The sequence below is a fragment of the Sulfurospirillum sp. MES genome (assembly GCF_000789415.1).
Taxonomy (GTDB): domain Bacteria; phylum Campylobacterota; class Campylobacteria; order Campylobacterales; family Sulfurospirillaceae; genus Sulfurospirillum; species Sulfurospirillum cavolei.
In genome coordinates, this window is the sequence record NZ_JSEC01000002.1 from 336,656 (window position 1) to 360,237 (window position 23,582).

The 23,582-nt window shown below is 45.4% G+C and carries 22 protein-coding genes; 8 read left to right on the forward strand and 14 right to left on the reverse strand.

Annotated elements, in window-relative coordinates:
* Positions 1-1,383, forward strand: coding sequence for a glycolate oxidase subunit GlcD (gene glcD / locus OA34_RS05220; RefSeq protein WP_039673081.1), 1,383 nt, complete (start codon positions 1-3; stop codon positions 1,381-1,383).
* Positions 1,383-2,162: a YihY family inner membrane protein gene (locus OA34_RS05225; protein WP_039673083.1), complete on the forward strand. Its 780-nt coding sequence runs from the start codon at positions 1,383-1,385 to the stop codon at positions 2,160-2,162. Before glcD ends, OA34_RS05225 begins: the two co-directional genes overlap by 1 nt.
* Here OA34_RS05225 and OA34_RS05230 read toward each other — a convergent pair.
* The 8 genes from OA34_RS05230 to OA34_RS05265 all read right to left on the reverse strand — a co-directional run bounded on the left by OA34_RS05230 (position 2,124) and on the right by OA34_RS05265 (position 10,364).
* Positions 2,124-3,386, reverse strand: a complete 1,263-nt coding sequence (locus OA34_RS05230) for a ComEC/Rec2 family competence protein (RefSeq protein WP_039673085.1) — start codon at positions 3,384-3,386, stop codon at positions 2,124-2,126. The genes OA34_RS05225 and OA34_RS05230 overlap by 39 nt on opposite strands.
* Positions 3,386-5,833 (reverse strand): replicative DNA helicase, encoded by a 2,448-nt coding sequence (gene dnaB, locus OA34_RS05235; protein WP_286682865.1) that lies wholly within the window; start codon positions 5,831-5,833, stop codon positions 3,386-3,388. The genes OA34_RS05230 and dnaB overlap by 1 nt, the downstream gene beginning before the upstream one ends.
* Entirely contained in the window at positions 5,830-6,894 is a 1,065-nt protein-coding gene (gene ispG, locus OA34_RS05240; protein ID WP_039673087.1) for a flavodoxin-dependent (E)-4-hydroxy-3-methylbut-2-enyl-diphosphate synthase, read from the reverse strand. The genes dnaB and ispG overlap by 4 nt, the downstream gene beginning before the upstream one ends.
* Positions 6,895-7,040: 146 nt before the next feature.
* Positions 7,041-8,879 carry a primosomal protein N' gene (locus tag OA34_RS05245; protein WP_039673089.1) on the reverse strand — a complete coding sequence of 613 codons (1,839 nt, stop codon included), beginning with the start codon at positions 8,877-8,879 and terminating at the stop codon, positions 7,041-7,043.
* 2 nt (positions 8,880-8,881) lie between these two features.
* Positions 8,882-9,343: a type II secretion system protein gene (locus OA34_RS05250; protein WP_039673091.1), complete on the reverse strand. Its 462-nt coding sequence runs from the start codon at positions 9,341-9,343 to the stop codon at positions 8,882-8,884.
* Positions 9,344-9,409: 66 nt separating this feature from the next.
* Positions 9,410-9,841: a prepilin-type N-terminal cleavage/methylation domain-containing protein gene (locus tag OA34_RS13570; RefSeq protein WP_286682866.1), complete on the reverse strand. Its 432-nt coding sequence runs from the start codon at positions 9,839-9,841 to the stop codon at positions 9,410-9,412.
* 80 nt (positions 9,842-9,921) lie between these two features.
* Positions 9,922-10,140 carry a hypothetical protein gene (locus tag OA34_RS05260; protein ID WP_039673093.1) on the reverse strand — a complete coding sequence of 73 codons (219 nt, stop codon included), beginning with the start codon at positions 10,138-10,140 and terminating at the stop codon, positions 9,922-9,924.
* Entirely contained in the window at positions 10,137-10,364 is a 228-nt protein-coding gene (locus tag OA34_RS05265) for a hypothetical protein (protein WP_039673095.1), read from the reverse strand. Before OA34_RS05265 ends, OA34_RS05260 begins: the two co-directional genes overlap by 4 nt.
* Positions 10,365-10,425: 61 nt before the next feature.
* On the opposite strand from OA34_RS05265, the gene uvrB reads away from it, so the two are divergent.
* From uvrB to OA34_RS05280, 3 genes are all read left to right on the forward strand, one after another.
* Positions 10,426-12,402: an excinuclease ABC subunit UvrB gene (gene uvrB, locus OA34_RS05270; protein WP_039673097.1), complete on the forward strand. Its 1,977-nt coding sequence runs from the start codon at positions 10,426-10,428 to the stop codon at positions 12,400-12,402.
* A gap of 76 nt (positions 12,403-12,478) precedes the next feature.
* Positions 12,479-14,587 (forward strand): RNA degradosome polyphosphate kinase, encoded by a 2,109-nt coding sequence (locus OA34_RS05275; RefSeq protein WP_039673099.1) that lies wholly within the window; start codon positions 12,479-12,481, stop codon positions 14,585-14,587.
* A 2-nt stretch (positions 14,588-14,589) separates the two neighbouring features.
* Positions 14,590-15,117, forward strand: a complete 528-nt coding sequence (locus OA34_RS05280; protein ID WP_039673101.1) for a gamma carbonic anhydrase family protein — start codon at positions 14,590-14,592, stop codon at positions 15,115-15,117.
* Here the strand turns inward: OA34_RS05280 and OA34_RS05285 are convergent.
* Genes OA34_RS05285 through rpe form a run of 3 tightly spaced genes read right to left on the reverse strand, consistent with a single transcriptional unit; the run spans position 15,095 to position 17,129 of the window.
* Positions 15,095-15,901, reverse strand: coding sequence for a 3'-5' exonuclease (locus OA34_RS05285; RefSeq protein ID WP_039673103.1), 807 nt, complete (start codon positions 15,899-15,901; stop codon positions 15,095-15,097). The two genes, OA34_RS05280 and OA34_RS05285, sit on opposite strands and share 23 nt — an antisense overlap.
* On the reverse strand, positions 15,898-16,485 hold the full coding sequence (locus OA34_RS05290; protein ID WP_039673105.1) for a phosphoribosylanthranilate isomerase: 588 nt from the start codon (positions 16,483-16,485) through the stop codon (positions 15,898-15,900). The genes OA34_RS05285 and OA34_RS05290 overlap by 4 nt, the downstream gene beginning before the upstream one ends.
* A gap of 2 nt (positions 16,486-16,487) precedes the next feature.
* Positions 16,488-17,129, reverse strand: coding sequence for a ribulose-phosphate 3-epimerase (gene rpe / locus OA34_RS05295; protein ID WP_039673107.1), 642 nt, complete (start codon positions 17,127-17,129; stop codon positions 16,488-16,490).
* A gap of 256 nt (positions 17,130-17,385) precedes the next feature.
* On the opposite strand from rpe, the gene rpmB reads away from it, so the two are divergent.
* From rpmB to OA34_RS05310, 3 genes are all read left to right on the forward strand, one after another.
* Positions 17,386-17,574 carry a 50S ribosomal protein L28 gene (gene rpmB, locus OA34_RS05300; RefSeq protein WP_039673109.1) on the forward strand — a complete coding sequence of 63 codons (189 nt, stop codon included), beginning with the start codon at positions 17,386-17,388 and terminating at the stop codon, positions 17,572-17,574.
* A gap of 87 nt (positions 17,575-17,661) precedes the next feature.
* The gene (gene argJ, locus OA34_RS05305) at positions 17,662-18,852 is read left to right on the forward strand and encodes a bifunctional glutamate N-acetyltransferase/amino-acid acetyltransferase ArgJ (RefSeq protein WP_039673111.1); all 1,191 of its coding nucleotides are present in this window, start codon (positions 17,662-17,664) and stop codon (positions 18,850-18,852) included.
* A 53-nt stretch (positions 18,853-18,905) separates the two neighbouring features.
* Positions 18,906-19,133 (forward strand): HP1242/YdcH family protein, encoded by a 228-nt coding sequence (locus tag OA34_RS05310; protein WP_039673112.1) that lies wholly within the window; start codon positions 18,906-18,908, stop codon positions 19,131-19,133.
* 15 nt (positions 19,134-19,148) lie between these two features.
* Here OA34_RS05310 and OA34_RS05315 read toward each other — a convergent pair whose 3' ends face one another.
* From OA34_RS05315 to mfd, 3 genes are read right to left on the reverse strand one after another with little or no spacing between them, the layout of a single operon-like run.
* Positions 19,149-19,811: a 3-methyladenine DNA glycosylase gene (locus tag OA34_RS05315; protein ID WP_039673114.1), complete on the reverse strand. Its 663-nt coding sequence runs from the start codon at positions 19,809-19,811 to the stop codon at positions 19,149-19,151.
* Positions 19,801-20,610, reverse strand: a complete 810-nt coding sequence (locus OA34_RS05320; protein ID WP_039673116.1) for a TIGR00282 family metallophosphoesterase — start codon at positions 20,608-20,610, stop codon at positions 19,801-19,803. Before OA34_RS05320 ends, OA34_RS05315 begins: the two co-directional genes overlap by 11 nt.
* Complete coding sequence (gene mfd / locus OA34_RS05325; RefSeq protein WP_039673118.1) at positions 20,607-23,582, reverse strand: transcription-repair coupling factor; 2,976 nt, start codon at positions 23,580-23,582, stop codon at positions 20,607-20,609. Before mfd ends, OA34_RS05320 begins: the two co-directional genes overlap by 4 nt.

The following is a 23,582-nucleotide window of genomic DNA, read 5'->3' on the forward strand; positions in this document are numbered from 1 at the left end:
ATGTTAGAGACAAGCCATCTTAGCCATTTTAAACGCCTCTTAGGCGAAGAAAACGTCTATGACGATAAAGCCCATCTTCTAGCGTATTGCTACGATGCGACGCGTACGCGTTACTTACCCGACGCGGTTTTGTTTCCACGCCATGAAGAAGACGTCGCGGCGATTTTAACGTATTGTAACGAACACCGCATCGTGATCACGCCTCGCGGGGCGGGAAGCGGATTTACCGGCGGTGCATTACCCGCAAACGGCGGTATCGTCCTTGCCTTTGAAAAACATATGAACAAAATCCTTGAAATCGATATGGAAAATATGGTCGCGGTCGTGCAACCGGGCGTTATCAACATGCACCTTCAAAAAGCGGTCGAAGAGCTAGGTCTTTTTTACCCGCCCGATCCGGCGAGCGAAGAGTATTCAACCCTTGGAGGAAACGTCAGCGAAAATGCCGGCGGTATGCGTGCGGCAAAATACGGAATTACCAAAGACTACGTGATGGCACTTCGTGCGGTACTTCCAAACGGCGAAATCATTCGTGCGGGCAAACGTACCATTAAAGACGTTGCGGGTTACAATATCGCGGGTATTTTAATCGCCAGCGAAGGAACGCTCGCCGTAATTACCGAAATCACGCTTAAACTCATCGCCAAACCCAAAATGGCACAAACCGCCATGGGCGTTTTCCCGAGCGTCGATGATGCGATGAACGCGGTTTATAAAACGATGGCATTAGGCGTCACGCCCGTTGCGATGGAGTTTTTAGACAATTACTCGATTCGTGCGGTCGAGCAAAAATTCCATAAAGGCCTCCCGATCGATGCGGGTGCTATTTTGATTACCGATGTGGACGGGAATAGCCAAGACGAATTAAGCCAACAACTCGACATTATCGAAAAAGCGTTCCATGAAAACGGCTGTTCTCACTTTAAACGCGCACAAAACGAACAAGAATCCAAAGATTTGTGGTTCGCCAGACGCAATGCCAGCCAGTCTATCACGATTTACGGCAGTAAAAAACTCAACGAAGACATTACCGTTCCGCGAAGCAAGCTTCCCGCACTTCTTAAAGCGATCGGTGAAATTGCACAAAAATACGACGTCACGGTTCCATGCTTCGGGCATACGGGTGATGGCAACGTGCATACTAACGTGATGGTCGACGGAAGCGATCCGAAACAGCTCGAAATCGGACATCATGCCATCGAAGAAATTTTCAAAGCTACCGTTGCTTTAGGCGGAACATTGAGCGGTGAACACGGTATCGGACTCAGTAAAGCGCCTTTTATGCATTTGGCGTTCAGCGATGCGGAGATGGAACTCTTCCGCTCGATCAAAAAAGCGTTTGATCCCAACAATATTCTCAATCCGTCTAAAATGGGGCTTTAGTGTTAAGCGCGAAAGAGTGTAAAGACTTTTTCAAAACCTTAAGAGACGTAGAACTAGCGCACTACGCCTCTTCTTTAAGCTTTCATACGATTCTTTCGTTGATTCCTATTTTACTCGTTACCTTTAGTATTTTCACCAAAATGCCCCTGTTTGAAGTTTACTACGAAAAGCTTCAAGGGTTTATCTTCAGTTCTTTGATTCCGACCCAACAAGACGTTATGATACGCTACTTGCGCGATTTTATGGAAAACACCGGCAATATGGGCGTCGTAGGGCTTATCTTTGTGGTGTATATCTCGGTTATGTTCTTTTTGGATTACGAAAAAATCGTCAGCAAAATCTTTGAAATTCCGACCCGTAGTTTTTGGGAAGCCCTTTCGACGTATTGGACGACCGTAACGTTAATGCCCTTGGGGCTTATCGTCTTTTTTTACGTTCAATCGTTTGTGACGAGCGACTCGCCGTTTGTCGTCAACTTGATGGCATATGCGGTCATCTGGTTACTCTTTTTTACGCTTTACAGCATCTCCGCCAAAATCAAAATTTACTTTAAAAGCGTACTGATCGCCTCGTTTATCGCTTCGTTGTGTTGGTACTGCTCCAAAATCGTCTTCGTCCTTTACGTCACGTACAACAAAACCTACCTCAGCATTTACGGCTCTTTTAGTATTTTACTTTTCTTCTTTATCTGGATTTACCTCTCGTGGTTTATCTACCTTTACGGGTTAAAACTTTGCTTTTTACTGAATCAAAAAGAGGCTCGCGCCGCTCAAGCCTAAACAGACGAACACAAGGCTTTTAAAACGAATCGCCCCCAACGATAAAAGAACAAAAAGCGCTAAAAACCATACGGGAAAATTGAGAAAATAGTACGTTGAGGGCACGCTTAAAAACGCTAAAAGCACACCATCGAGAAGCCCTCCGTAACCCATGACATGTAACAAAACGCCCAAAGGATAAAAAGCCACGAACACAAGGCTGGTTATCGGAGTCGTTAATTGTAAAAAGGTAAAGACGGGGAAAAACGTATGCACGAGCGGTAGCATCAAGAAAAAAACGCCCAAATCGACGATAAGCACTAAAACGCCTTTTGGTAGCGTTCCGAAGTGATGCAAAAGTAAAAAAAGATAAAACACGCCCGCAACGGAGAACCAAAACGAAAGCGAAAACCAAAGAGAGGGAAAAAGTGCCAGTAAAAACAACGACGTCAGTCCAAGTGTTCCGAAGGATAGAAGTTTGATACCGCGGGAGAAAAGGAAAAAGCCAAAGACGCTCATCGCAAAAGCCCTTAAAAACGAAGGCATAAAATCAAGCACGACCATATAGCCAAACAAAACGCCAAAAACGATACAACTCAAATCAAACGTTGCGTTACGATACGGGAAATAGCGACTTTGAAAAAAACGATAGATCGGGCGAAGGAAGAAAAAAAGTAAAAAGCTAATCACGCCGACGTTATAGCCGCTAATCGCGATCAAGTGCGAAATACCCCATTTTTGCACCTCGTCTCGCAACTCTTTGGAAATCGGCGTGGCAAAAAAAAGCGTTTGGTACAACTCGGCAAGCTTTTCATTTTCGTGTTGCTCGGCAATGAAGCGATACCACGCTTTGGCATTCCACGGCGGAGCGTCTTCATAGATTTCGTAGATCGAAAGATTGGGTGCGTAAAAACCTTTCACGTAATCGTAAAAAGTGACCTTATCGACTTTTAACTTGACTTTTACCCTACTTTGAAACGTCACGTCCATCGCACGCCACGACGTCGTGTAAACTTCCGCACCGCCTAAATCTAGTTTGAGCTTTAAAACGTCGTAGGTTTTGCCTTTATCGTTGGTTTTGCGGTAATGGTTTAAAACGGTCGCTTTTCCTACATGTAAGGATTCTTTGACCAAGCTTTGGTAACGGTAAAATTCAAAAAGCAGTGAAATAAACGCTATGCAAACGACCGCTCCCATCAAAACAAAAAACTCTTTTTTGTTCGCAAAGAGCGGTAGATCGCGCATTACAACGGCGGTAAGTCGATTTTAGCTTCGGGAGGATTGATCGAAGCGTTATACTGCACCACTTCGATCGGAATACCCATTTTACGATCCACGAAGCGCGTGCACGCTTTTTGAAAGACGAGGTTTGCCACGCCCACAGGACCGTTTCTGTTTTTACCGACGATCACTTCGGCGTCTTCTTCAGGTTTTTCAAAGAAATTGCTTTTGTACTCTTTGCCTTCCGTGCGTGCTTTTTGCTCTTTTTCTTTCTCTTCGCGAATTTTATACACGTCGTCGCGGTAAACAAACAAAATCATATCGGCATCTTGTTCGATGGCTCCGGATTCACGAAGATCGCTCAGCATCGGTCGCTTATCGCTTCTGGCTTCCAAACCTCGGTTTAGCTGAGAAAGCGCGATAATCGGAATACTCAATTCACGCGCTAAAAGCTTCAATCCTCGGCTAATATCGCTGACTTCCAAATGCCGATCACGATTGCCGCCGGAGGTCATCAACTGCAAATAATCGATAATCGCCAACGAAATTTCGGGATGTTGGGACTTGAGTTTTCGAAGTTTCGCGCGCACTTGGTGAATGTCCACCGAGCCGTTATCGTCGACGAAAAATTTGCGTTTGCTCATTTCGTCCGCCGCACGCGTCAAATGTCCCCACTGCTCGTCGTTCATGTCGCCGACTTTGAGTTTTTGAAGCGGAATCGACGTTTTAGCACTGAGCATCCTAAGCATCAGCTGTTCAGCCGGCATTTCTAACGAAAAGATCGCCACGCCGCGCCCTTCATTCAAAGCGTTTTGAGCCAAATTGAGACAAAACGCGGTATTGTGGGTTACGGTCATATCTTCCAATAAAAAGAGGCTATTGCCGTCTATTTCAAAGCCGAAATATTCGTCGACTTGATCGTATTCGACGCGAATACCCGTTTGGTTCCAACTACGTTTAACGCTCCAAGGCTGTGCTACTTTACGCTTCACTTTCACGGGAATCGAATCGACGTTCCCGAAAATGCGAACCCGATACACCTTACATGTAAAATCCCGAGACTTGATTTTTGCCTCTTTTGCTTTGAGGGAGGTTCTAAAGCCTAAAGTATCGGCAAGGAATTTAATTTGCTCGGCAAGATGCTCGTCTTTTTGAGTAATTTCATACCCGTTGCATTGTGCATCGTAATGCCCGTCGCTGTCGATCAATCCTGCTAAAAGCTCTAAACGCTTTTGCGTAGAGTTAATCAGATAATCTTGCGGAATATGCTTATGATCGATCAATCCTTCTTGACGTAAGAGAGCCTGTAAGCTCTCTTTTTTCGTATTGTCGGTATTGACGATCGCATACATAGGACATTTTTCGTTTTCGTCGGAGCGACTAACGCCTAAGCCCAATCGCGTCGCATACGCGTGAAGATACGCTACGATTTCACGATCTTGCGTCGCGATTCGAACGTCGGATTTTCGACCGTCGCCTAACCATAAACCCAAGAAATAAGGCTCAATTTCAACGCTTTTTTCCATAAATTTCACGGGAACTTTATATCCCTTATGATTATTTTTAAATTTTTTACTTTTGCGTAAATAGTCTCGAACCGAAATATTGACGACATCGCCGTGTCGGTGTTTGCCTTCATTACGCGAACGTTTTAAAGAGAGAATATGCGACTCGTTGACGCGATAGTCGATGCCTTTATTTTGTCTGACCCAATACATTTTTTCCGTACCGTGTGCCAAAGAGAGCACTTTTCGCGGTGTCGAGTCATCGCCCATCAGCAGTTCGCCTACGGCAATATCTTCAACATTTCTCAACGTTCCGTCAAACATCAGGACTTTCGTACCTTTTGCCAAACATTTCCCCATCGCCGGACGTGCCGCGACGATGATGAGATCGCCTTCTCCAAAGCCGGTCGTCAGTTTGTTGATCTCGGCAAAACCCGTGTCGACGCCGACGACGCCCGAATTACCGCGTTTTTTCATCTCGTGAATGTGCGCGATGGTCGCATGCGTCATCTCGGGCGATTCACGGAATTCTCGCGAGCTGTTTTCTTGCGTAATTTGATAGAGTTTTTGCTGCACCAAGTCCACGACGTCGCTTGAGGGAAGGTCTTTTTCGACCGCAATCTCTTTGATGTCGCTGGTTAGTTGCACCAACTCCCGCTTAATCGCTTTTTCTTTAATCTCTTCGACATACGCTTTGGTTGCCGGAAGCGGATTGGTCGAGAGGATTTCCAACATTGCGTCTTCATCAAATCGCCCTTGTTGATTCAGCTTCTTCTTGATGAACTCTTCATCGATCGGTAAATCTTCCCGCTCGCACGCTTCCATCGCTTCGTAAATATAGCGATGGCTCGGTAAGTAAAAATCTTTTGCACTCAGGTTTGCCGCGACATCTTCAAAGGTTGCGGGATTAAACAAAATAGAGCTTAAAACGGAACGCTCGATATTGATATTGTGGAGGTTATTCACGCTTTATACTCCTTGGCGGCACGTTCGACGGCTTCTAAAAAGGTATCGACCAAATTTTCTTCCTTGAGTTTGGCAACCACTTCGCCTTTGACCATCACGAGTCCTTGTCCTTTACCGAACGCTATGGCGACATCGGCATGTTTAGCTTCGCCGATGGCATTGACCACGCATCCCATTACCGAGATATTCAGCGGTGCTTTTATGTGCTTCGTACGACGTTCTACTTCGGCAACGGCATTGACGAGATTGGCTTCCAAACGTCCGCACGTCGGGCAGGAAATGATGTTGAGACCTTCGGCTTGCACGCCGCTGTCTTTCAAAATAGCCTGCCCTACTTTGATCTCTTCTTCCAACTCTCCCGTAATCGATACGCGCAAGGTATCGCCGATACCTTCCAACAAGAGCGTTCCAAGCGCGATGGAAGATTTGACGGTTGAGTGAAAAAGCGTGCCCGCTTCGGTCACGCCCAAATGAAACGGGTAATCGACCAAAGGACGAAGCATACGGTACGCTTCGACGGTGCGCTCCACGTCGCTGGCTTTGAGGGAGACTTTCATATTCGTAAAGCCTAAGTCTTCAAGGTATTTGATATTATAAAGTGCCGATTCGACCATACCTTTGGAGGTCGGGCCGTACTTTTCGTCAAACTCTTTTTCCAAACTACCGCTATTAACGCCGATACGAATCGGAATACCCCTTTCGTTGCATGCTTTGACGACCTCTTTCACGCGTGCTTTAGTGCCGATATTGCCCGGATTGATGCGAATACAATCCACGACTTCCGCGGCAATGAGTGCTAAACGGTAGTTAAAATGAATATCTGCGACCAAAGGAAGCGAACTTTGCGCTTTGATACTTTTAAGAGCGCGAGCGTCTTCTTCGTTAGGAACGGCGACGCGAACGATGTCGCATCCGGCAAAATGCAACCGACGTATCTGTTCGACCGTCGCGTCCACGTCGTGCGTTTTGGAAAACGTCATCGATTGAACGGGTATTTTGGCATCGCCGCCGATAGGCACGTTGCCGACAAAAATTTGTTTGGTTGGGTAGCGTTTTATCATGATTGATCCAACTTTATCGTATCTGTAACATTCATTTCTCAAAACGACTCTCTACGGTAGAAACTATACGTTCCCTTGGAGATCGTGTTTCATACGCCGTTGTTACAGAGGGTTTGAGAATAGAAAAGATTATACACTTTTTGTTTTTAAGAAAAAGACAGAGGATCCATATCGGCTTCGACATGTAAGGATCGAAGCGCATGGGCAAATTCAAGCAATGCTTTGCTTGAGTCGCTTCTTGCTAAAAGTTCGTAACGGTATTTACCCGCGATTTTAGCGATATTCGCTTTGCCGAATCCCACGACTTCGACGTTTGGAAAGTGTGCGGCGATACCTACGACGTGCTCGATAATCGCTTGGGCTTTTTCCTCTTTGGCATGCGAACTCATCAATCGAAGCATCTTTTTAAACGGCGGATAAAGCCCCTTTCGACTCTGGGCTTCTTCGTGTAAAAATGCCTCAAAATCGTCTAAATAACGCTTGAAAAAAGCGGCGTTTTTGGTTTGAATCAGTACCTCTCCGTAACCTTTACGCCCGCTTCTTCCCGCGATTTGTTTGACCAACGCCAGCGTTTTTTCTCTGGCTCGAAAATCGCTCATAGCCATTAAGGCGTCGATTCCTAAAATAACGGCAAGCCCGACGTCGTGGTAGTCGTGCCCTTTGGAGAGCATTTGCGTTCCGACCATAATGTCGATGCGATGTTCGTTAAAGCGCGTTAAAATTTCGCTTAAATGCTTTTCGGTACGCACGACGTCGCGGTCGAACTGTTGAACGACAAAGCTTTCAAAGTGCGCTTGGAGTTTTTGGGCGACTTCCGCCGTTCCTAAGCGTTCGGCGATAATCTCGTCGTGACCGCACGTCGGGCAAACGCTCGGAATCGTCTCGGCGTAATTGCAGTAATGGCACTTCAACGCGTTTGCGGCATGGTGCAAGCTCATCGCAACACTGCAAAACGGACATTCGATATGCGCGCCGCACTTTTTACATGTCACGTATTTGAAGTTGGCGCGCGTCGGTAAAAAGACGACGACTTGACGGTGCGCTTTAAGCGCGTTTTGAATCGCTTGCGTCATCACGTACGAAATGCCGTGTTCGCCCTCATCGTACAAAACCTTGCTTTGCGAAGGGAAAAACGTCCCTTTGAGTCGAAACGTCGGCAGTTTTTGAAAACTTCCAAGGCTTGGCGTCGCCGAACCCAAAAGCACGCGAATGCCTAATTTCTGCCCGAACAAAAGTGCCAAGTCTTTGGCGTTATAGCGTGGACGTGAACCCGATTTGTAACTTTCGTCGTGTTCTTCGTCAACGACGATAAACCCTAAATGCGAAAACGGTAAAAAAAGTGCCGAACGCGTTCCCGCCACGACGGCGATTTTGCCCTCAGAAAGATCGCTTAAAATCTGCTCTTTTTTCTTCGCGCTAATTTTGGAGTGCCAAATGGCGACATGGGAACCGAAATGCTTCTTCAAGCGCTCTTTCATTTGCGGGGTTAAGCCGATTTCGGGAAGCAAAAAGATCGCTTGCTTGCCCTCGTCAATGCACTGTTCGAAAAGTTTCATATAGATTTCGGTTTTACCGCTTCCCGTATCTCCGAAAAGCAACGACGAAGAATGCTCTTGAATAAAATCCAACGCTTTTTGCTGTTCCGAAGAAAGCACAATCGACGTGCTCGTTTGTACCTTCAGTTCGCAAGACGCGTGCGTGTCGTAAGGAACGAACAAGGCTAAAGCTTCCCCCAAAGAACAGACGTAATACTCCGCGATAAAACGGGCAAGCTCGATGATTTTAGGAGGATAAAAAAGCTCACATGTAGATCCGATGCACTCACATGTAAAGGAGGGTTCTTCAACGCTTTCCAACACGACGCCGCGCATCGTTCGACGCGAAAGCGACACTTCCACCAGCGTACCTCGTGCAAGCGGCGCATCGGAGCTATAGCTTAAAGGCGAAAGCGGAGATTTTAAAAGAGAGATTTGGTAGTAAAACACATTTATTGCGTTAATAATTTACAATTCGTACCTGTTGTGGTGTCGCTTGCATTACAATCAAACGTACCCGCTGTCGTACTATACGTAAAGGAAATCGCTGCACCGTTAATATAAAATTTATACGTTGTATCGTCTGTTTTTATCCATCCGTTGTCACGGCTACTTTCTTTGGCATAAATAGGAGAAGAGAGTACATTACCGTAAAGCCCTCCATTAAAGAGAGATGCACCCGCCGTATTTGCATTGGCAGCATCCAGCTTTGGAGGAAGTGTCGTATTACCTTCAAGGAGGCGTTGAGATTTCAACAGCGCAATCCCGCTACGGATGGAAGCAACCTCTGCTTTTCCTTTGGAAATAATAGCATCTTCACGGACACTACCCAATCTAGGAATGGCAATAGCAGACAAAATACCTATAATAACTAAGACAAAAATAAGCTCAACCATTGTAAATGCTTTCGTCATGCTCGACCTCTATAAAATATTGCTAGAAAAAGTTATGACTTTTCTAGCAATATTTATTAAAATTTTCTATTTATTACCTGCTTGTTGTACAGAAGCATTTAAATCTGATGAAAAACCAAACAATGGAGCAGTCGTTGCATTTCCATCTCGACAATAAATAGTTTCTTGAGCTGGCAATGCAGGAGTGCCATAAGTACCTGCGTTAGAACCATTACCATCACCTGTGTTAGAGCAATTACGTAAATCAATCGTTACACCTGAAGGAACTTCAGTATAATTAGACAATGTAAATCCTGTAACAGAACCATTGCCATCTCTCATGGAACGTGACCACATTGCTGGTCCCACGGAACGATTGAGTGTACCGATAAATGCTTCTGCAGTTGCAACTTTAGCATCAGTAGCGGTACTCGTCAATCTCGGCAATGCCACTGCCGCCAAGATACCTAAAATAACAATGACGAAGATCAATTCGATCATCGTGAAACCTTTTCTCATGAAAACTCCTTGTTATGGTGTTTGCCAATACACTTATTGACAATTGTTAGGATTATAATGAAAGGAACGTAAAGTCTAACTTAAAGCTCGTCTAACTTTCGTACCAATTGCGCGATTTCGTTTTCCAACATAAAAGCGTCGTAGCATTTACCGACATACGCGAACAGTAACTCTTTAGGATCGATGGTGCTTCTATTTTTAAACCGTTCTTTAAAATCTTGTTCAAATTGAACGGCAAAATCGCCTTCCAACTTGATGTCGTAATCTTTGCCGCCGAGGCTGATCGTAATCTTATTCATTTTTTAAGCACGGCTTCGATTTTGCTCAAAAGGTCGTCGGCATTGACGTCTTTGCTGATCAGGTCGTTTTCCAGCTTGGCGATTTGCACGCTTTTGGCTTCGCTTTGAGCCTTTTCTTTGACGAGTTCTTGGCGTAAAAACTCGTTTTGCGCTTGAAGTTCTTGGTATTTTTCGACAAGTTCGCCGATCTTTTGCGTTAAAACGTTGATGGTTTGCTCTTGCATTTAAGGCTCCATGGTGGACTGTTTGCTATAATTGTAACAAAATTATTCCCAAAGTGTCTATATGAACCCTTTTCACATTCAAAGTCCCTACCGACCCTCCGGCGATCAACCCAAGGCGATCGCTAAACTGAGCGCGTCTATTCAAAAAGGCAATCGTTACCAAACGCTCATCGGCGTGACCGGAAGCGGCAAAACGTACACGATGGCACAGATTATCCAAACGCTACAAATGCCCACGTTGATTATGACGCACAACAAAACCCTTGCCGCCCAGCTTTACAGTGAATTTAAGGGGTTTTTCCCTCAAAACCACGTGGAGTATTTCATCAGTTATTACGATTATTATCAGCCCGAAGCCTATATTCCGCGAAGCGATCTTTTCATCGAGAAAGACAGTTCGATCAACGAAGAACTTGAGAGGTTGCGTCTCAGTGCCACCGCTTCGTTGCTTTCGTATCGCGACGTCATTTGCGTCGCCTCGGTCTCCGCCAACTACGGATTGGGCAATCCGCACGAATACAAAAAAATGGTACAAATCATCGAAAAAGGGGTTTCGATCAACCAAAAAACCCTGCTTTTACGTTTGGTCGATATGGGGTATAAACGCAACGACGTCTATTTCGATCGGGGCTGTTTCAGGGTCAACGGCGACATCGTCGATATCTATCCCGCCTACAACGAAGAAGAGGCGATACGGGTTGAATTTTTCGGCGACGAAGTTGAGAGCATCTACTATTTTGACGTTTTACTCAATCAAAAAAGACAATCCCTCACCAAAGTCGTTATCTACGCCGCCAATCAATTTATCGTCGGACACGAACGCCTTCAACTTGCCATCAAACAGATCGAAACAGAGCTCGAAGAGCGTTTGGCGTTTTTGAAACAAGAGGACAAACTGGTCGAATACCAACGCCTCAAACAACGCGTCGAATTTGATCTTGAAATGCTCCAAAGTACGGGCATGTGCAAAGGCATCGAAAACTATGCGCGCTATCTCACCGGCATCGAAGCGGGCGGCACGCCCTACTCGCTTTTCGATTACTTTGAAGCCATGAACGAAGAGTACCTCGTCATCGTCGACGAATCCCATGTCAGTCTGCCGCAATTTCGCGGTATGTTTGCGGGAGATCGCAGTCGCAAAGAGGTTTTGGTAGAGTACGGTTTTAGGCTTCCGAGTGCTTTGGACAACCGTCCGTTGATGTTCGACGAGTTTATCCGCAAAGCACCGCGCTATTTGTTCGTGAGTGCCACGCCTAAAGAGTTGGAGTTAGCACTCAGCGGCGAAAATACTGCCGAACAGATTATCCGTCCGACGGGACTTTTGGATCCCGAAGTGGAGATTTTAAGCAGTAAGCATCAAGTCGAAACGCTCTACGACGAGATCAAAAAAGTGACATGTAAAGACGAAAAAGTGCTCGTGACCGTTCTGACCAAAAAGATGGCGGAAGAGCTCACGCGTTACTACGCCGATCTTGGCATCAAAATCAAATACATGCACTCGGAAATCGACGCAATCGAACGCAATCAAATCATTCGCGCACTGCGTAACGGCGAATTCGACGTCTTAGTGGGCATTAACCTTTTGCGGGAGGGACTGGACTTACCCGAAGTCTCTTTGGTCGCGATTTTGGACGCCGATAAAGAGGGGTTTTTACGCTCCGAAACGAGCTTGATCCAAACGATGGGACGTGCCGCGCGCAATATCAACGGTCGGGTTTTGATGTTTGCGGAAAAGATTACCGATTCGATGCAAAAAGCGATTGAAACGACGATGCGAAGACGCGCCATTCAAGAAGCCTTCAACCAAGAACACGGCATTACCCCGCACAGTACGACGCGAAAAATGGATGAAAATCTTAAACTCGAAGAGCAAGCCGAACTCTACAACGTTTATTCAAAAACGGAAAAGATTCCGCCTTCCCAAAAGAAAAAAATTATCGCCGAATTAACCAAAGCGATGATGGAAGCGGCAAAGATTTTAGAGTTTGAAAAAGCCGCCAAACTGCGCGACCAAATCGAAAAGCTCAAAAAAGCGTAACGTTTAAGCACGTTTTCGTTACCTTTTTATAACCTTTTTTCGATAAAATATCCCCACTTTTTATAAAGGATAAGACGTGCCTGATTTAAACGACTCTAGCTTATATCTCAATCGCGAGCTTTCATGGCTCAAATTTAACACCAGAGTCCTCGCCCAATCGATGAAAAAAGAGTTGCCTTTGTTCGAACGACTCAAATTTTTGGCGATTTACGCTACCAACCTCGATGAATTTTACATGATTCGCGTGGCGGGACTTAAACAGCTTTTTAGTGCCGGAGTCATCGAAACGGGAGCCGATCAAAAAACGCCCCTCGATCAGTTACGCGAAATCAGAGCCTACCTCGCAAGCGAAAAAGAGGTGATTCAAAGCAGTTACGAAGAGATCGTCGCCGACTTGGAAAAAGAGAATCTCTACATCAAAAACTACCACGAATTAGGTCCGGTATTGGCGCGTCAAGCCAACGACTATTTCTTTTCCAATATCCTGCCCGTCATCGTTCCTATCGCCGTCAACGCGACCCATCCGTTTCCGCACCTCAACAACCTAAGCTTTTCGTTGGCGGTCAAACTTCAAGACGGAGAGAGTGAAGAAGAAGGGAACTACAAATACGGCATGATACGCATTCCCCGTGTTCTGCCTCGTTTTTTCCAAGCGGGCGAAAACACTTACGTTCCGATCGAATCGATCGTTAAAAAGCATGTCGAAGAGATTTTTCCCGGTTATAGACTCATCGCTTCCGCCGCGTTTCGCGTAACGCGCAACGCCGATATGGTCATCGAGGAAGAGGAAGCCGACGACTTTATGATGATTATGGAGCAAGGACTAAAACTCAGACGTAAAGGAGCGTTCGTACGCCTCAATATCGAAGAAGGTGCCGATCCGGATATTTTAGAGTTTTTAAATTCGCACATGCAAATCTTTTTCAAAGACATTTATACCTATAAAATTCCGCTCAATTTAGGGGCGCTATGGCAAATCGTCGGCAACAAAGACTTTTCGCATCTCGCGTTACCGCCGTACAATCCCAAAGTTTTACCGCCTTTTGACAGCAACGAATCGGTTTTCAAAGTTATCGATAAAGGCGACGTGTTACTGTTTCACCCGTACGAAAGTTTCGATCCGGTCTTAAAGCTGATCAAAGAGGCGTCTAAAGATCCCAAAGTGATCTCCATTCGTATGACGCTCTATCGCGTGGAGAAGAACTCTCAAATCGTTCAAGCCTTGATCGATGCGGCAAACGAGGGAAAACAAGTCACTGCCGTCGTGGAACTCAAAGCACGTTTCGACGAAGAGAACAACTTGCATTGGGCTAAAGCGTTAGAGCAAGCCGGCGCACATGTGGTTTACGGCATTACGGGTTTTAAAGTCCATGCGAAAATCGCGCAAGTCATTCGCCAAGAAGAAGACGGCAAGCTCAAGTTTTACATGCATTTGAGTACCGGAAACTACAACGGAGCTACCGCTAAAGTCTATACCGACACCAGTTTTTTTACATGTAAAGAAGATTTTGCGAAAGACGGTACGACGTTTTTTCATATTCTCTCGGGTTTTTCCAAATACAAAAAGCTTCAAACGCTTTCGATGTCTCCGACGCAAATCAAACCTAAAGTCGTCAGCTTGATCCACAATGAAGCCAAATTCGGCGCGGAAGGGCGTATCATCGTTAAAATGAACTCTTTGGTCGATCAGGACGTTATTCAAGCCTTGTATGAAGCATCGATGGCGGGCGTTCAGATCGATATTATTGCCCGAGGTATTTGTTGTTTGCGTCCCGGCGTTGCGGGTGTGAGCGAAACGATTCACGTCAAATCGATCGTCGGTAAATATTTGGAGCATGCGCGTATTTTTTACTTTAAAAATGCCGAGCCGACCACGACGTTTATTTCGAGTGCGGATTGGATGCCTCGAAACTTAGAGCGACGTTTGGAGCTGATGACGCCGATTTTCGATAAAGCTTTGCAACAAAAACTCTTCGAAATTTTACAATTGCAGCTGAACGACAATGCCTTAAGCTGGAATCTAGGAAGCAACGGCGATTACACGCAAGCCGTCAGCGGCGATGAAAAATCGATCAATAACCATACGATTTTAGAAGATTATATGAATAAAATCTACAAAGCGCAAAAGAAAGACAGTACGCACAGAGCCGAGAAGTTGGTCAAACGTCTTTTTAAAGAGAGCTAAACGTGCTCATTGCATTTCAAGGAGTGACGCCTCGCATTCACGAAAGCGTCTTTCTTGCCCCGAGCGCGGACGTCATCGGCGACGTGTGCATCGGGGAAAATAGCTCCGTATGGTTTGGCTGCGTCATTCGCGGCGACGTCAATCGCATTCGCATCGGACGCAATACGAACATTCAAGATTTAAGTATGATTCACGTGACGCATTACACGCGAGAAGACAGAGGAGACGGATTTGAAACCCTCATCGGCGATAACGTCACGATCGGACATCGCGTTATGCTACACGGCTGTACGATTGAGAACAACTGCCTGATCGGTATGAGTGCGACGATTCTCGACGGTGCGATTATCGGCGAATCGTCGATCGTCGGAGCCGGATCGCTCGTCACGAAAAACAAAGTCTTTCCTCCGCGTTCGCTCATTATGGGAAATCCCGCAAAATTCGTGCGTGAATTAAACGAGAACGAAATCGACTCCTTACTTCGATCGGCGGAAAATTACGTTCGTTTTAAAGCGTTGTATTCGATTTAAACGACGCATCTTTCTCTTTTTTGCGTTTTTTTAGATGTTGCGGTTTTGTAAAAGCGATGAGTTCTTCGACGGTTTTAACCGATTCGGGTAATTTTTCCAACGCTTTAAAAAACACTTCCGCCGTCGCTTTAGCATCGCAAAGTGCGCGATGGTGATGTTCAAAACCGATCCCCAAATACTCCGTCAAAGCACCCAATCCGTATTTCGGTGCTTCGATACATTTGCGGGAAAGCTCTATCGTATCAAGCTTTCGGTTGAGTAAAGGTCCAAATCCGGCTTGTTCGAGCGCGTATGAAATAAAATAGTAGTCAAAATTTACGTTATGCGCAACAAAAACCGCATCTTTTAAAAAAAGTCGAAACGACTCAAGCACTTGGCGCAACGGCGGGGCTTTTTGAAGCTCTTCGAGCGTAATGCCCGTTAATTGCTCGATACTTTCAGGCAATACGTCCGCTTTAGCAAGGGAAGAAAATTCGGCAACGACCACGCCGCTTTCGATCATCACCGCCCCGATTTCGATAATTTGATGCAGACTCGGCTTGCTTCCGTTTGCTTCGATGTCGACGATGCAAAATTTTCCCGCGGCGATGTCGGTGTCGACGGTTTCTAAACTAAACGCATAGTTGGAGTATTTGATCAAAGGAAGCCCTAAAAGTTTTAACATGTTCACGTCTTCGACGTCGATATGCTCCAACTCTTTAAAGGTACGCATTTTGGCAAAAAATTCTTTGTGAAAGACCGGCTTTTGCACCATTTTCGTAATGTACGTATCCAAAGGCCTCACGCTTTTGCCTTGTGAAGAAACGCTCGGATTTTGGCATGATCTTTGATACCTTTGCTTTTTTCGACGCCGCTGCTGACATCCGCGCCGTAAAAGCCTAAGGCTTTCACATGTTCGATATTTTCAGGGCTTAAACCACCGGCTAAAATAATATTTTTTCTATCGGCATTCTCAAACCACGAAAGATCGATCCGCTTGCCCGCTCCGCCGTAATCGTCCACATAGGCGTCCACCAAGCGAATCGAACCTTCATAGCGCACGACGTCGGAGGGATTTTTTGCGCGAACGACGCGTACATACGGTACATGTAAGGCACCTAAAAACGCATCGTCTACATCAAAATGGATCTGTGCCGTATCCATCCGCGCCTGCTGACATGTCAGATTGATCTCTTCAGGCGTAACGTCGACGAAGAGACCGATTTTTTGTACATGTAAAGGCAGCAGTTGCGCAATCGCTTGAGCCTCTTCGGGGCGAATATAACGCGGAGATTTCGGATAAAAAACAAAGCCAAGCGCATCGGCTTGCGCATCGATTGCACACCGCGCGTCTTCAAGGTTGGTAATACCGCAAATTTTAACCCACATTCTTAGACTTTTAAAGAATCGATCGCGTTTTTATAATGATCGGAACCGAAAACGTAATTGCCCGCAACGACGATGTCGACACCCGCATCGGCTAAAGCCTTGATGTTCGTATCGTTAACGCCGCCGTCCACTTCTATCAACGTTTTGGCATTTCGTTTTAAAATCATCTCTTTTAAGATCAAAGCTTTCTCCAAAACGCTCGGAATAAATTTTTGACCCCCAAATCCGGGATTGACGCTCATTAAAAGCACCATATCCAAATCTTCGAGCAAATACTCGATCAAAGAAGGCGGCGTGTGCGGATTGAGCACGATTGCCGGAGAAATTCCCAAATCCCTAATTTTTTGAATCAAACGATGCGGATGTTTCTCTTCTTCGATATGAAAGGAAAGGTATCGAGGTTTTAAAGGAGCAAACAAGTCGACAAAAAACGGATTGTTTTCCACCATCAAATGAATATCCAAAGGCTTTGTAGCCACCTTAGCTACGGCATTAACGACGACGGGACCTATCGTTAAGTTAGGCACGAAATGCCCGTCCATCACATCGACATGCACCAAATCGCATCCTGCCGTACAAATTGCCGTTATCTCATCGTTTAACTTTCCAAAATCAGCAGAAAGGATACTCGGAGCCACTAACATTCTCAAAACCTTTATGAAAAAAATAAAAACACCGAAGGTACGCGGGTATGCTCTATCAATATTAAGATTACCCGATCTTCACGTCGCTTTCAAAGTTTCACTTTCAAAAGCGTGCCGTCCGTTCGTCAAAACTTTTAAAGTAAAATTGTATCTAAATTTATAAAATTTTTGCTATAATCTTCGGCTCACTAAATTAAGTAGTTCTTTTGCTTTTTTAGTGTAAAATTCACGACAAAAAATTTCTAAGGATATCGATATGGCAAGAAAATGCGCTATTACGGGTAAAGGCCCTATGGTTGGTAACAACGTAAGCCATGCGAACAACAAAACTAAAAGAAGATTCCTTCCAAACTTAAGAACCGTCCGCGTGACGCTTGAAGACGGAACGACTAAGAAAATTAGAATTGCTGCTTCGACACTTCGTACCATGAAGAAACACGGCTAAAATTTCTCCGTTTACGGGGAAATTTTACCTTTACTTTTTCGTCCCTTTCTTTCACGACACTTTATAAAAATCCAAAAGGATTTACCGATGTTTACACTGCTTCCTGTTCAAAATGGATTGGATAACGTTGAGGGCTTTTTTTGCCAAGGCGTTCATGCGGGTTTTAAACCTAACCAAAAAGAGGACGTCGCGTTTATTCGCACCGACGAACCGTGCGACGTTAGCGGTATTTTTACGAGTAACGTCTTTCAAGCCGCTCCTATCAAACATTTTTTACGTTATCCCAAAGGCTTTCAAACCAACTTTATTTTAATGAATGCCAAAAATGCCAATGCGATGACGGGAGAAAAAGGAATCGAAGATATCGATACCTTGTTTGCAAAACTTCAAACGATTTTTCCGAACTTACACCATCCTATCATGAGTTCGACGGGCGTTATCGGCTATCGTCTCAATGTCGATAAAATGGTGCTCGCATTTGAAAAATTCGACTTTAACGCAAAAGATTCGCATTCGACGGCATCAGCGATTATGACCACCGACTCGTTTAAAAAAGAGCTATGCCTTAAAGTCATTCTAGAAGACGGAAGCTTCTTTCATATCGCCGCTATTTGTAAAGGTGCGGGTATGATTAATCCCGCGATGGCGACGATGCTTTGCTTCATTTTAACCGATGCTGCCATTCCCAAAGCCGATATGGACGCGTTGTTATTGCCTGCCGTACAAGCATCGTTTAATTCTGTGAGCGTGGACGGAGACACATCGACTAACGATACGGTGTTACTTTTAAGTTCTCGCAAAAGCGGCGTTTACGAGAAAGAAGCGTTTAACGAAGCTCTCAAACGTATCACGCAAGAGTTAAGTTTAATGTTGGTTCGAGACGGAGAAGGCTCTACGAAAGTGGTTGCATTTGAAGTCAGCGGCGCTCAAAACGACGACGAAGCCGAACGTGCGGCAAAAGCACTCAGTAATTCGCTTTTAGTCAAAACCGCGCTTTTCGGCGAAGATCCGAATTGGGGGCGTATTGCCTCGACGATCGGAGCAAGCGGCATTACATGTAACGAAGAAAGTTTAGTTATTCACTACGACGACGTTTTAATTTATTCGAAAGATCAACGTTCCCTCGACGATCAAACGGAAAAAAAAGCGGCGGAAGTGATGAAAAAAGCATCGTTTCGTATCCGTTGCGAACTGGGAATCGCAGACGGTTCTTTTACCGCTTACGGGTGCGATTTGGGACATCGTTACGTCGAAATCAATGCGGATTACAGAACTTAGCCCTAAGATTAAGTACTTTTAGGTAAAATAAAACAAATATAAAAGGAGAAGCCATGCTACACGAGTACCGAGATATTATCTCAAAATTAAAATTGGACAACGCCCACTTTGCAAAAATTTTTGAACGACATAACGAGCTCGACCAAAAAATTGCCGATGCCGACGCGGGCAGAGATCATATCAGCGATGCCGAGCTTGATGCACTTAAAAAAGAAAAACTCAAACTTAAAGACGAAGCGTACGCCATGATTCTTGCGTATAAAAAAGAGCACAGCCTTTAATCGATTCGTTTGGGCTTAAAGGCCCAAACGCTCTACATCTACGACTTTTCCTCGACTGTTTTCCTTACAATATTCTACGATTTTTCCATGAAAGCGCGCATAGAGTTCGTGCAAAGATATCTCTTTGGCATACAATCGTCGCAGTGCATCCTTATCGCTTAGTCCTTCGAGCATCCACGATTGAAGTGCTTCGTAGCTTTCAAAATCGTACCCGTAAGCATTAAGAAGTCTTGCCGTATAGGCATCGACGACCAACGCCTCTTGGTAACAGGCATAACATAAAATAGAATCCGCACTCTCTTCTCCGACGCCTTTTTGCGCCAAGAGCCATTCTCGCGTCACGTTTGTTTGGAAGATTTCAAAGGTACTAAACGTTTCAAGAATCGCTTTGGCTAAAGCACGAAGGTTTTTAGCTTTGGTGTTGTAAAAGCCGCTCGGTTTAATGCATTCGGCTAGGGTTTCAATCTCGAGTCGAGCCAGAGTATCCAAACAATCGACGCCGCATGTTTCCAGATGTTCAATACTTTTTTCAACTTTTTCCCATTTGGCCTGCTGGGTTAAAATCGCACCGACGACAACCCAAAACGTCCCCGATCGCGGCCACCAAAAAGGATCGCGAGCCGATTTCGGATAACCCGCATTTTTTAACGCACATAAGAGTTCAAAACTATCGTTCATAAATCGCCTTTGCAATGTGACGTTCTTGATCGTCGAAAATACGCACTTTAAACGCATCGATGCATTTTCCTTCTTCGATCTTCACAATCACCATTTGAAAAATTTTCTTGCATTTTTTAGGAAGTTCTAATGCACAGGGAAGTCCTGTTAAAAAGCGTTTGAGCGGTGCGGTTTTGTCCATCCCGATAACGCCGTCGCGTGCCCCGCTCAGCCCTACGTCACTCACAAAACACGTTCCTTCGTCGATCTGCAAATCGTCCGTTCCGACATGCGTATGCGTTCCGAAAACGGCACTCGCTTTGCCTTTAAGCAGGTGAAACATCGCATATTTCTCAGAAGTCGCTTCGGCGTGAAAATCGACGATAATCGTTCGAATTCCCTCGTGCAAAAGCGCGTCGACCGTCTCTTGCGCGCACAAAAAGGCATTATTCAGCGTCGGCATACCGTAATGCCCCATAATATTGAGTACGGCGATCGGTTCGGCATTCACATGTACGATTTTAACGCCCGAACCCGCAACGCCTTTGGGATAATTATGCGGTCTTAAAATCGGCAAAGTCTCTAAAAGCGGAATAATCTCTTTTTTATCCCACGTATGGTTTCCGCCCGTGATGAGATTAACGCCGTAAGAGAAAAGCTCGTTTGCGTGCTGTGCGTTAAGCCCGAAACCGTGACTGGCATTTTCCGCATTAGCGATCACGTAATCAAGCGCAAACTCTTGGCGAATCTTTTTCAGATGCGCCTCGATCATCGCACGTCCGGGGCGACCGACGATATCGCCGATGAAACCTATCGTCATGGTGTTTGCTTTAAATACGTCAACACGCAAGCAATAACATCGTCATCGTCGCGGCTTCGCGACTGAAGCGTCGTTTTTTGCTCGGTTTCGTATTTGATCGTAATCATTTGGTGGTAATTGGAAATCAAACTAATGCCTTTTTGCGCCGCTAGGATCTTGATTTCGATTAGCTGTAAAAACTGTCGTGTCGTAACGTCTAACTTACCGAAACGGTCCAACATCTCCTCTTCGATTAAGAAAAGTTCTTGAACGTTTTGGCATCGACTCAACCTTCGGTAGAGTTCCAATCTCACGCGTTCTTCAAAAATATACTGTTCACTGATAAAAGCGTTTATAGAGAGCTTGATATCGACTTCGCGATGGGCGACCGGTGCTTTACCGAGTAAGGCGTTGATGGCGTCCTCGAGCATTTTTAGGTATAACGCGTAGCCGATATGCTTGATGTGTCCGCTTTGCGCTTCGCCGACGAGATTGCCTCCGCCGCGGATTTCAAGATCATGGTATGCCAAAATCGAGCCGCTTCCTAAATACGAATTGGATTCCAAGGCGATTAAGCGTTTTTTAGCGGCTTCGGAAAGTTCTTCTTTGTTTTTGACCAAAAAGTAGCAAAAGCCTTGTCGTTTGCCTCGCCCTACACGTCCGCGCAGCTGATGCAAATCCGCCATACCGAAATGATCGGCCGAATCGATCATAATCGTATTGACGTTGGGAATATGAATTCCAGACTCGATAATTGAGGTCGAAAGCAATACGTCGTACGCTTTTTCTTCGAAACGAAGCATCTCTTTTTCGGTCACGCTCGCGCTAATTTCGGAGTGTAACGTTAAAATGCGCAGATGCGGCATCATACGTTGCAAAGCTTTGCGTTTGTCTTCGATCGTCGCAATGCGGTTGTGAACGAAAAAGACCTGACCGCCGCGTCGCAACTCTCGTAAAATAGCCTCTTTAATCACTTTTTCGTCATACTCTTTAACAAACGTACGCACGTCTTCGCGATCGTTCGGAGGCGTGAGCAGTTGCGAATACTGTTTGATGGAACTGAGTGCCATATTGAGGCTTCTGGGAATCGGCGTCGCGCTCATCGAGAGAATATGCACGTTTTCGCGGAAATTTTTGAGTTTTTCTTTTTGTTTCACGCCGAATTTATGCTCTTCGTCCACGACGATGAGCGCAGGATTGTGCAATTCCACGTCAAAAAGGGCATGCGTTCCGACGCACACATGTAAGCTTCCGTCTTTAAGCCCTTTGAGAATCGTTTGTTTTTGTGCCGGCGTGGTAAAGCGATCGAGTTGCGCGACGCGAATGCCGTATTTTGAAAAACGCGTTGAAAGACTTTTAAAATGTTGCGAACATAAAAGCGTCGTCGGCGCGATTAACAAAGCTTGATACCCTTTTTGAACGGTTGCGAAGATAGCATTCATCGCGACTTCGGTTTTTCCGAATCCCACATCGCCACTTAGGAGCCGATCCATCATTTTACCGCTGTGCAAGTCGTTTAAAATCTCGCTAATCGTACGTTTTTGATCTTCGGTATAGACGAATCCGGCATCGTCTTGAAATGCCGCCAAGGCTTCTGCGGAGCTTTCAATATCCAAAGCCTCGATCATCTCGCGTTTTGCGGCAATCGCAATAATCTCGCTTGCGATCTCCATCAAACGCTCTTGGGTTTTGGCTTTCAGCTTTTGGAAGCTGCCTTTACCCAAACGATCGACGCTGATTAAACCGCCGCTTTCGCCGATGTAACGATCGATGACATGAAGATTTTCAACCGGCAATAGCAATTTGTCGTCGCCGAGGTATTCGATGAGCACGAAATCTTTCGTCGCCCCTAAAACGCTAATGGGCGTCAAACCTCTAAAAATACCGATACCGTAGTGCTCATGCACCACGTAATCACCGATTTTTAGTTCATCGAGTACGAAATTTGCACGCTTTCGTTTGGCTTTGACGACGGGTTTATTGAGCGAAAAAATAACCTCGTCTTGACTCATAATCGTAACGATGCGTTCGCTCTCGGTAAATTTCGTCTGCAAAGAATCGAGTTCCGCCATCCGCAAGAGAAGCTCGTTTTTGGCAAGAAGCGTGATTTTCTTAGCGCGATGTAGCTCTAAAAACGTTTTAAGATTGCTCGTAGCGATATCAATATCCCTAAAACGCGTTGCCTCGGGAATTTTTGGCAATGCACGTAACGATGCGGCTTCTTCTTCGTTAAACAAAGCAATCTCTTCAAGTTCATCGTCTATATCGCCTGCCAAGCGGATACGAAAACGCGTTAAATAGTTATCGGCATACTCTCCCAGAACCCACAAACCTAGCGAATGCATATCTTTGGTAAAGCTATCGCTTTTGAGATGCTCTATACGTTTTTCCATCGTTTCGTAGCGCGTTTGATCGAGTGCAAACAAAGCCGGAATAATCCTCAAGCTTTCAAGCTCTTCTTTATCGCTCTTTTGTGTCTCGCAATCAAAAAAACGAAGGCTTTCGATTTCATCGTCGAAGAGGCAAATACGCACGGCATAGTCTTGATCGGGAGGAAAAAGATCGATAATATCGCCGCGTACGGAAATTTCGCCTTTACCTTGCACCACATCGACAAAACGGTATCCCCAATAAAACATTGTTTCTCGAAATACGTCTAGCTCAAGGCGGGAGCCGAATTCTACATGTAAGGTTTGAAAGATTTCAGGTTTGGGAAGCGGCGTCAAAAGCGTTCGAATCGGTGCAATCAGCAATTTTTTCGACGAAGCGTCTTGATAAAATGCCTGCAAGGTTCGAAGCAAAACGAACATCTCGTCGTGAAACGAGAGTAAGTCATCGCCGCTATTGGCCCGAAGATCGGGAAGTACGTACGCTTTATATCCGACGTAAAGTGCGACTTCGCAGGCTAAAAATGCCTCTTTATCGCCTTTGACGCCGATGAGTTGGGTATCCGGTTTGGATATTAAAAATTCGTAACACGAGGCTTGTAACAA